The 7,547-nt window shown below is 69.3% G+C and carries 8 protein-coding genes; 3 read left to right on the plus strand and 5 right to left on the minus strand.

What is annotated here, in order from left to right:
• On the plus strand, nt 1–392 hold a 392-nt coding region (locus MKK52_RS12890; protein ID WP_279597811.1), incomplete at its 5' end, for a molybdopterin dinucleotide binding domain-containing protein.
• Nucleotides 393–661: 269 nt separating this feature from the next.
• Here MKK52_RS12890 and MKK52_RS12895 read toward each other — a convergent pair.
• The 3 genes from MKK52_RS12895 to MKK52_RS12905 form a co-directional block, all read right to left on the minus strand.
• Nucleotides 662–973 (minus strand): hypothetical protein, encoded by a 312-nt coding sequence (locus tag MKK52_RS12895; RefSeq protein ID WP_243954314.1) that lies wholly within the window; start codon nt 971–973, stop codon nt 662–664.
• Nucleotides 974–1,251: 278 nt separating this feature from the next.
• Entirely contained in the window at nt 1,252–1,497 is a 246-nt protein-coding gene (locus tag MKK52_RS12900) for a hypothetical protein (RefSeq protein WP_243954315.1), read from the minus strand.
• A gap of 353 nt (nt 1,498–1,850) precedes the next feature.
• Nucleotides 1,851–2,246, minus strand: coding sequence for a DUF4149 domain-containing protein (locus MKK52_RS12905; protein WP_243954318.1), 396 nt, complete (start codon nt 2,244–2,246; stop codon nt 1,851–1,853).
• Nucleotides 2,247–2,622: 376 nt separating this feature from the next.
• On the opposite strand from MKK52_RS12905, the gene MKK52_RS12910 reads away from it, so the two are divergent.
• Entirely contained in the window at nt 2,623–3,405 is a 783-nt protein-coding gene (locus MKK52_RS12910) for a cobalamin-binding protein (RefSeq protein ID WP_243954320.1), read from the plus strand.
• A gap of 475 nt (nt 3,406–3,880) precedes the next feature.
• On the opposite strand, the gene MKK52_RS12915 is transcribed toward MKK52_RS12910, so the two are convergent.
• Nucleotides 3,881–4,930, minus strand: a complete 1,050-nt coding sequence (locus tag MKK52_RS12915; RefSeq protein ID WP_243954322.1) for a CorA family divalent cation transporter — start codon at nt 4,928–4,930, stop codon at nt 3,881–3,883.
• A gap of 189 nt (nt 4,931–5,119) precedes the next feature.
• Here MKK52_RS12915 and MKK52_RS12920 point away from each other — a divergent pair, with 189 nt between their 5' ends.
• The gene (locus MKK52_RS12920; RefSeq protein ID WP_243954323.1) at nt 5,120–6,628 is read left to right on the plus strand and encodes a carbohydrate porin; all 1,509 of its coding nucleotides are present in this window, start codon (nt 5,120–5,122) and stop codon (nt 6,626–6,628) included.
• Nucleotides 6,629–6,673: 45 nt separating this feature from the next.
• On the opposite strand, the gene MKK52_RS12925 is transcribed toward MKK52_RS12920, so the two are convergent.
• A complete protein-coding gene (locus tag MKK52_RS12925; RefSeq protein WP_243954325.1) occupies nt 6,674–7,330 on the minus strand; it encodes a response regulator in 657 nt (218 codons plus the stop codon).
• Nucleotides 7,331–7,547: the final 217 nt, after the last annotated feature.

Below are 7,547 nucleotides of genomic sequence, written 5' to 3' on the forward strand. Positions count from 1 at the left end.
AGTCGCACACGAACGACCCGGAACTTGCTAAGCGTTTCCCGCTCAACATCGTCTCGCCCAAGAGCCACTACTTCCTGAACTCCTGCTACGCGAACATGGAGGACAAGCAGAAGGGCCAGGGCGAGCAGTTCGTGATGATCAACCAGGCCGATGCGGACCTGCGGGGCATCCGGGACGGCGAGCGGGTGCAGGTCGCCAACGACCGCGGCGCGTTCAAGGGCGTGGCCCGCATCACGGACGACGTGAAGCCGGGCATCGTGGTGGCGACGCTGGGCTACTGGCGCCAGCTCAACGAGGGGACGGTGAACAGCATCTCGTCGGGTGCCTTCACCGACATGGGCCATGCGCCGTCGTTTTCGGACAACCTCGTCGAGGTCTCGCTCTCGAACTGACGATCCGGCGCGGCAAGCTCGTGCGACCCGTTCGAGGCCGGGTCGCACGAGCGCGGGTTTCGTGGCGGGATGGTTCGTACCGTAACCGGATGGAGCCGTGAGTCGTTTCGTCCGCGCGGCTGAACCGACGACCCCGTCGACCGGGGTAGCCATCCATGGATCTTGGCCTGCGGAAGAGGCGACCGACGGACTGTCGGGCGCCTCTTTGCGTATGAAAGCGCCCCGGGAGCGTCGACCAGGTCTCGATGCGTCCACCAAGTGCGTCGCCTTCAGGTCGGCGACACCATTTCCCCCGGTGTCGGTTCGGCCCCGGCGGCGCCGGGTTCAGGCCCGGACGAGGACGCCGGCACGGTGGCGCTGGAGGCCGAGACGAGCGAGCCGATCACGCCGAGCAGCGCGAGCCGCTCCGGGCAGTCCGCCCGGGAGGAGAGGAAAGTCGAGAGTTCGACGCGGGACGGCCTTCCGCCCGAGGGACCGTTCGGCTCGTGGAGGACGAAGACGTCCGTCGGGTTCTCGCCGACGCACAGGAACCAGTTGTCGCCGTTCGATGCGGCGTGGATCAGTTTGCGTGCGATGGTCATAACCTCGACGGCCTGCTCGTTCACGAGGTCAACTAGCGCTGGGGATCAGACATGTCCGACGTGAGGGACCGTAACGACGAGGCACCCGAACCGACCGAGGACCTCGGGCTGCCGACGCCGCCGAGCCCGGGACGCGTCCCGCCTCCCCACTTGCCGCCGCCTCCAAAGGACGACACCCCGCCCGTGGAACCGCAGACGGACGGCTGGCCATGAGGTCGGCGTGCGCTTGAGGGGTGTGGCCTGCCCCACGTGATCCCGCGCCCCTCGGGAGGGCCGTCTCAGGCCATCAGGCGGTGGGTGTTGTCGGCGACGAGTTCCCTGTAGCGGGCGATTACGTCGCCCTGACTTCCCCCCGCCATCAGGGCGTTGGCGGCCTCCATCGCGGCGACCACCTTCTCGCCGACCATCGAGACCATCTCGGCCTGGCCCTCGGCGCCGCCCCAGGCGATCCGCACCAGCCGCAACTCGATGACCTTCTGCGCCTCCACGGCGAGCAGGAAGGTGGCATGGAGCGGGTTCAGCATGGGGGCTCCGGTCTGGCGATACCCGTGGGCAACGTTTGGCCGTGGCCCCGGTCCCTGCGGACGATGACGCAGGACGCCTGTCGTTCGCGGGCGGCGACGCCCGAGCCCGGCGACGCGGTGGTGCCCTCGGAGATACCCGACCGGTTTGTCGGGACGCGGCCGGCAAGCCGCCAAGCCCCAACCCCTACGTCTTCCTCGACCTGCCGCTGTCGCGCATCTTCGGGGGTCAGACCGTACGGGCTTGGTAGATGCGCTGCTCCCGACCCGACATGCGGACGCGTAGTGTGCCTGCGGTACGCTGGGACCCTGCCTATCCCGGGACGCGTCTCCCGAGGGCGCATCAGCTTTCACGCCTATGCGGATAGCCTGAGGATCACCGCGGACGATCCGACGATGTGGGCCAAGGTGACCAGGACCGACCCGGTATGAAGCACGCCGAAGCGCTTGCGATTGCCTACGTCGCTCGCCGCGTTGATGGCCGGCATGAGTACCTGCCGCGCCAGGAGGGCCGTGAAGGCGATGAGCCCGAGGATGAGGGCGGAGGTCCCATCGAGATTGGCCGTCAGCGCCGCGCCGGCGAGGGCGCACCCTATGACGAAGGCGTAGAAGTGCGGGAAGGCGCGCCGCAAGAGCGGGCCTGCGGCTTCGGCAGGCAGGGCGCTGAAGAGGAACGAGGCGAAGCCGAACGAGTACAGGACCATTCCCCCGAACAGGAGGGCTGTCAGGAGGACGGCCGCTTGGGAGAGCATCGTTCCAGACCTCTTATTCAAGGATCGCCCTTGCGGGCGGGATTGATTTCGCTCGGCTCGACCGCGTCGCGTGTCGGTGGCGGCGCACGAGGGCGTTTCGGGGACGACCCTATGTGTCATCGGTCGTTGGCGACACTCGTTGGCCCCGCGTCATTCGCGCCCCGGCCCGTCTGGGAGCGCCCCGCCGGCAGCAGGGGCCCTGGAACGTTGCGTCGCGCGACTCCGAGGGTAACGCGTAACGGGTCACGACATGCGCTACGCGTTATGGCTTCGAGTTGAGGGCCCGAGGCCAAGGGCTGGGTGGCGTCTCCCTCGTACGCCTGCCATGCCCGGGCCTACCGCGGACATCGGGCGGTCGCTTGCGCTATGGATGGGCATGCGTCGCTTCCCGCCTGAACGGATCGTCTGCCTGACCGAGGAGACGGTCGAGACCTTGTACCTGCTGGGAGAGCAGGACCGGATCGTCGGCGTGTCCGGCTACGCCGTCCGCCCGCCCCAGGTCCGTCGCGAGAAGCCCCGGGTGTCGGCCTTCACCAGCGCCGACATCTCCAAGATCCTGGCACTCGCGCCGGACTTGGTCCTGGCCTTCTCGGACATGCAAGCCGGCATCGTGGCCGACCTCGCCCGGGCCGGGGTCGCGGTCCACCTTTTTAACCAACGCGACGTGGCCGGCATCCTCGCCATGATCCGGACGGTGGGCGCCCTCGTGGATGCGAGGGACCGCGCGGAGGCGCTGGCCCGCGGCTACGAGGAACGGCTGGCGACGGTCGCCGGACAATCGCACGGACGCCGGCGGCCTCGGGTATACTTCGAGGAATGGGACGAGCCGCTGATCTCCGGCATCGGGTGGGTATCCGAGCTCGTGCGCATCGCGGGCGGTGACGACGTCTTCCCCGAACTCGCCCGGCAGCCGGCCGCCAAGGACCGCATCGTCACGCCAGAGGCGGTGTTGGCCGCCCGGCCGGAAGTCATCCTGGCATCTTGGTGTGGGAAGAAGGTGGTGCCGTCTCGCATCGCGTCGCGGCCCGGCTGGTCGTCGATGCCGGCGGTCGCGGAGGGGCGGATCGTCGAGATCAAGTCGCCGCTCATCCTGCAACCGGGGCCGGCGGCACTTACTGATGGGCTCGACGCCATCCTGCGGGGACTTACGTCCGGATAGGTTGCCGAACGCGACGAACCCGGTCAATCGCTAGGCGCTCCGCAATAGGCCATGACACGCTCACCTCTAAGCCCGTGGGATTGCAGCCTGCATCGGTAAAGGCATCGTCCTGGACTCCCGGTATCGTCGCATCCCAACAAGCACGTTTAGCATGCCGGTCAACACGCATGATTGAGACCACGATGGCGAGGACCAATAAGTTCTTGCCGAGGTCGCCTGGGTGCTCGCAGGGCGAATGGTGCCCCCCGAGAACGGGACCTCCCGTCGCGTCTGGCCGAACTCGTCGCCGCGCTGCTCGCAGGTGATGGCGCGCGTGGCGTCCATCGGCCGGGCGACGGCGTCCTTTGACCCGACGACGCTTGACCGGTTCCCGCCTTGCGCGCGAGCGTTCAGGCTGCCGCTCACTTCGGACATGAGGGGCGGGAGCAATCGCCCCGGGGTCAGGTGACTGTACGAACGGTCGCGGCAAACCTGCTCAAGCCCTGGGCGGTCGGATGCCGAGCAGGCGGATGACCGCGAAGGCCAGGACGGCCGACGCCAGGCTGAGACCGCACACGACAAGGAATCCGTGCGGATCGTCGCCCAGGGGCAACCCCTTCACGTTCATGCCGAACAGGCCGGTGAGGAAGGTCGGGGGCAGGAACAGCGCCGACAGCACCGACAGGACGTAGAGCTGCCGGTTCGTCGCCTCTGCGATGCGCTCGGACACCTCCTCCTGCAGCAGCCGTGCCCGCTCCGCCTGCAGTGTCATGTCGCGGTCGAGCGCGTCGAGGCGCTGCGCGAGCCGCGCCGCCGCAGCGACCGCGGGTCCGTGCACGTCGTCCGTCGCCCCGTCCGCCTCCAGCCGGTGGAACACGGCGGCGAGGCCGGTGATCTGCCGGTGCAGGCGTACCGCGTTGCGGCGGACCGGCCCGAGCCGGCGGCGGTCGTCGCGGGGCCGTCCGTCGAGGATGTGGTCCTCGATCCCGTCGAGCGTGTCCGAGAGCCTCCGCCCGGTAGTGGCCATCGCCGACACGACGTGCCCGACGAGGATCTCAAGGAGCAGCGTCGGCGAAGCGACGGTGTCGCCGCCCTCGACCGCGGCACGGGTCGCGTCCGGGCTCTCCGCCGGTCCACGGCGTCCGCTGACGAGGCTGCGCGGTCCCATGACGAAGTGGAGCCTGCCGGCCGGGGCCGGCTTGGCGCCCGGGCGAGCGATATCCGCGACGACGCCTCCGACGTGGTCGGCCTCGACCGTGACGCGCTGGTGCTCGTCGGGGGCGAACACGGCGGTGGCGAGCCGGGTGGGACCGAAATTGCCTTCGCCTGCAAGTCCCGTCAGGTCGGCGGCATCCAGGTCGTAGTGCAGCCACAGGAACCCACCGCCGAACGCGTCGAGGTCGGCCGCCGCCTCCGTCGCCGGGACGGCTCGCCCCCGCCCGTCCGCGTCGAACGCCATGGCCCAGAGCGGCTCGCCCTGCCGGGTCGATCCCAGGATAGCCTGGGTCTCGGTGGAAGCTTCCAAAGGTAGGTCCAATCGGTTCATGGATGAGTCCAATCGATACCCGACGCGATGGCCGCGCGCTGACGCAGGCCCTATTGCCGCCATGACGTTTTGAGCGGTGGCACTCAGCCCGTATGGTGCGGCTCGTAGCCGAATCGAGGGCGACCGACGAGCGGCATGGGCATCCGACCGGACATCGAGGCAACGCGCCGCTTCCGAACGGCGGCCAGGATGTCCAGCCCCTCGGCCGAAACCGCGCGGCGTTGGCACGCCAGGAACGCCCGCGCGTCCCGTGTCGCCCTCGCCCTGATCCTGTGCCTCGCACCCATCGTAGCGGTCGCCCAGTCCGCGAACACCGGCGCCGGCGGCGACCCGCGCACCTCGGTCGCCCAGCCCGAGGTGTCGGGCAAGCCGTCCGCAGTAGCGACGACCTCGATCCAGTCCGTGCTCGGTGATGCGGCCGATCCGACCGGTCTGCGCCGCTTTCTGTCCGATCATGGCGTCGTCCTCAGCTTCAACGCCATCGCCGACATCCTCGGCGACACCAGCGGCGGCACGCGCCGGACCGCGACGGTCCTCGGGCGGCTCGACATGCAACTCGACGCCGATCTCGACCGACTCGCCGGCTGGCACGGCGCCGCGTTCCGGGTCGAGGCCTTCCAGATCAACGGCGCCGGGCTGTCCCGTGCCGCCGTGAACGACCTGGCGGTGGTGAGCGAACTTGAGGCGCTGCCCTCGACGCGCCTGTACGAGCTATGGGTCGAGCAGCAATTCCTGGACGGTCAGCTCGGCATCAAGCTCGGGCAGGTCGCGGCCGACACCGAGTTCCTGGTTAGCCAGACCGCGACGCTGTTCATCAACTCCACGTTCGGCTGGCCGACCATCACCGGGACCAACCTGCCGAGCGGCGGTCCGGCCTACCCGTTCGGCGCGCCGGCGGTGCGGGCCAAGTACCTTCCGACCCCGAACCTGTCGTTCCAGGTCGGGCTGTTCGACGGCGTCCCGGCCGGCGCGGCCCGCCCTTGGAACGACCCGGACCCGCAGCGCCGGGACCGCACCGGCACGAACTTCCGCCTGTCCGACCCGGCGTTCGTGATCGCCGAGGTCGCCTACGCGTACAACTTCGAGGAACGGAGCCGGACGGGCGCGGTGCTCGACGAACCCGGGACGGTGACGTTCGGGGGGTGGCACCATTTCGGGCGGTTCGATTCCTTACGGTTCGACGACACCGGCCGTTCCCTCGCCGACCCCGCGAGCACGGGCAACCCGCGGCGGTTCCGCGGCGACGACGGCCTGTACGCGATGATCGATCAGACCGTGTACCGCGAGCCCGGCAAGGAAGACGAGGGAGCCAGCGCCTTCGTGCGCGCCATGGCCTCACCCGGCGACCGCAACCTGGTCGACCTCTACCTCGATGCCGGCATCGGCTACCGCGGCCTGCTGCCCGGGCGTTCGAACGACACCGCGGGCATCGCCGTGTCCTACGCGCGCATCTCGCCGTCGGCGCGGGGCTTCGACCGCGACACCATCCTGGAGACGGGGGTTGCCATGCCGCGGCGCCGATTCGAGGCACTGGTCGAGGCGACGTACCAAGCCGTCCTCGGCCCGGGCGTCACGGTGCAGCCGAACCTTCAGTACGTCTTCCATCCGGGGGGCAACATCCCGGACCCGCGCGACGCGCTCGGGCGGCGGATCAAGGACGCCACGGTCGTCGGCATGCGGGCGACACTGACCTACTGAGAGTTCTCCCGCGCGATGGGCGTTCGCCAGTCGGACGTTGCGGGCTCAAGCCCGGGACGTCTCGTCGACGGAAACAGTCTCCCCGGCATCCGTCTGGCGGTTGTCGAGCTTGCGCAGTTCGGTGGCGATGTCCTGCAGGCTGGCGTCACCCTTCCGAAGAACCCGGTCGGCCTCGGACAGGCGGTCGCGCTCGGCCGCTGTAACATCGCGCGCGCTGAGGACCACCACGGGGACCTCGGCGCATCCAGGTAGGACCCGGAGCCGGTCGAGGAACGAGAACCCGTCCATCACCGGCATGGTGAGGTCGAGCAACACGAGGCGCGGCACCCCGTGCCGGACCTGGTCGAGCGCGTCGCGGCCGTCGCCTGCCTCCCGGACGGTCCAGCCGTTGCGCTCCAGCACGGTCCGGAGCCGATGGCGCATGTCGGCGTCGTCGTCGACCACGAGCACGTCGCCGTCGGCCGCCCGGAACTGATCCAGGATCGTTCGCAGCCGGGCCCAGTCCACGGGCTTGGGCATGGCCTCGACTGCGCCGAGCGAGGCGCTCAGCGCCGCGTCGGCGACGAAGCTGACCATCACCACGGGTATACCGGCGGTCTCGGGGTTCGCCTTAAGGGTGGCGAGCCCCAACCAGCCGTCCATCTCCAGCATCATAACGCGGAGCAGGATCGCCAGGGGACGGAGCGACCTGTCGAGTGCCAATTCGGTACGTTCATGGTCGGCCGTGCGTAGCCCGAAGCGATGGTTTGCGAAGCGCCAAGGGTGTAGAGGCCCTGGATCCTGATGCCGGTCAGTGTTCTCGGACGGTAGCTCGTCACGTCCCGGCCGGTGGGAACACCGGGTGCTTGTGGGCGCCGTGCCTTGGAGGGCAGAGGGCGGGTGACCGCGTCGAAGGGGGCAGTGTCGGGAAAGACTGGCG

Source organism: Methylobacterium sp. J-067 (genome assembly GCF_022829465.1).
In the GTDB taxonomy this organism is placed as follows: Bacteria; Pseudomonadota; Alphaproteobacteria; order Rhizobiales; family Beijerinckiaceae; genus Methylobacterium; species Methylobacterium litchii.